We start from the raw sequence: 2227 nt of genomic DNA, 5'->3' as shown, positions 1-2227 counted from the left end.
CAGCCCCGGTCAGCGGCGGTCGCGGCGGACCAGACCCACGTAGCAGGCGAGGAAGCACACCAGGCCGATCGCCGCGAGCACACCGAGATCGGTGAGCCACTGGGAGGCGGTGTGCTCCCACAGGTCCTCGGCACGGTAGGGCAGGATCTCGTTCATCTCCACCGTCGCAGCGGCCATGGCGTAGCCCCAGCGGGCCGGGATGAACCAGGCCAGCTGTTCGAAGACGGCGCGCCCGCTGATGGGGATGACGCCGCCGGCCAGCACCAGCTGCGCCATGATCGTGACCACGAGCACCGGCATGACCTGCTCGGAAGTGGAGACGTAGGCAGAAACCGTCAGGCCCAGCAGTCCAGAGACGAAGGCAACCACCCAGCAGCACACGGCCAGTTCAAGTCCCGGCACCCCGAGGAGGATGGCGTCAGTGGGGGCGTCGTTGAGGAGCAGGGCAATACCGACCATGATCGCGGTCTGGACCGTGACGATGAGGGCCAGCACAATCGACTTGGCAACCATGTAGGAGCCCGCACGCAGGCCGACCGCTTTCTCGCGCAGGTAGACGTCCCGCTCCCCCACCAGCTCGCGGATGGTGGCGGCCATGCCGGAGAAGGCGGCGCCGGTGATGAGGATGACCAGCAGTTCAAGCGCCTGCGTGGAGTAGGTGACGCAGGGTTCCTCCGGTGTGGGGTCGGGCAGGTTGGGCACGGCGAAGCCCCAGTCGCCGGCAATGGCCTTGGTGAGCAGACCAATAATGATCGGCAGCGCCAGCATGAACACCAGATAGGAGGGGTCGGCGGCGATGATCCGCAGGTGGCGGCGCACCAGGGTGGAGACCTGCCGTAGGGCGGTCTGTTGCGGGGCCTGAGCGCCGTCGGTGTGGGCCGTCGTCGTGAGCTTGCGGCCATCGCCGCGGCGGGTGGTGGGAACGGTCGCCTCCAGGTGAGCGCGCAGCTCGGAGGCGTGGTTGCGGATGAGGGCGTAGACGTCCGCGAAGCCGTCGATGGCGACCGGGTCCGGGAACCCTCCGCGGGGGGTGCTGACGACCAGACGGCCCTGCCGCCCGAACTCGGCCAGGCGCTCGCGGAAGTAGGGAATGACCTGCCGGGGTGCGCCGAAGTACACCGGGGTGCCGCCGGCGGCGAGGATGAGGACCTTGTCCGCCCGGTCGATGTGGTTCTCGTTGTGGGTCACCACCACCACGGTGCGGCCGGTGTCGCCCGGGCGGGTGCCGTGGGCGAGCGAGGCGAGCAGGTCCATGACGTCGCGGTCGAGCTGGGGGTCCAGGCCGGAGGTGGGCTCATCCAGGAAGAGCAGGGAGGGGCGGGTGAGCAGCTCGATCGCGGTGGACACGCGCTTGCGCTGACCGCCGGAGAGCTTCTTGACCCGCTTATCCACGTGCTCGCTCAGGTCCAGGTCCTCCAGGACCTCGTTGATGCGCTGGGTGCGTTCAGCCTTGGACACGTCCTTGGCGAAGCGCAGCTCGGCGGCGTACTCGAGGGTCTGGCGCACGGTGAGGGCGGAGTGGACGACGTCGTTCTGGGGGACCACGCCGATCTTGTTACGCATGACCGGGTAGTGCTCGTAGACGTCCAGGCCGTCGAAGAGCACCTGCCCCTGCTGCGCCTTCTGCTCACCGGTGAGGGCCTTGAGGAGGGTGGATTTCCCGGCGCCGGAGGGGCCGACGACGGCGAGGAGCTCGTTGCCGGGCAGGGAGAAGGAGACGCCGTCAAGGAGGACGAGCTTGCCGTCGTTGACGGAGAAGGTGAGGTCCCGGCCGACGAGCTCGCCGGCGGCGGTGGCGACCTGTACCTCGCAGGTGCCGTCGGGGCTGATGACCACGAAGGTGGAGCCCATGCCGAAGGTGGTCGGCTGGGTGACGACGTAGCTGCTGATGCGCTGTTGGCCGACGAAGATGCCGTTGGTGGAGCGCAGGTCGGTGACGACGATGCCCTGCGGGGTGAGGTCGACCCGGGCGTGGTGTCCGGACACGCGCGGGTCGTCCAGGCGCAGGTTGGCGTCCGGGGCGCGGCCGATGGTGCCGGAGGAGGTGATCGTCACCTTGGCGACGGTTCGGCGCGGCCCGGCGGGGAAGCCGCCGGTGCCCCCGGAGGAGGCCGAAGCGGCCAAGCCGGTCCCGGTGGAGGCGGCCGAGGCCGCCGAGCGCGTCGGCATCATGCGGGTATCGGAGACCGTCTCGGCCGAGGCGGCGTACTGGGCCGACGCGCTCGGC

General features: G+C 69.6%; 1 protein-coding gene. It reads right to left on the bottom strand.

All coding sequences use genetic code 11. The features are described 5' to 3' along the window. Positions 1-9: 9 nt before the first annotated feature. Positions 10-2227, bottom strand: a 2218-nt coding sequence (locus tag RWX45_RS00265) for an ATP-binding cassette domain-containing protein (RefSeq protein ID WP_410050655.1), incomplete at its 5' end; no start/stop codon positions are given.

This window comes from Actinomyces sp. MRS3W, assembly GCF_032465695.1.
Classification (GTDB): Bacteria; Actinomycetota; Actinomycetes; order Actinomycetales; family Actinomycetaceae; genus Actinomyces.
This window is presented reverse-complemented; position numbering and strand designations above follow the sequence as displayed.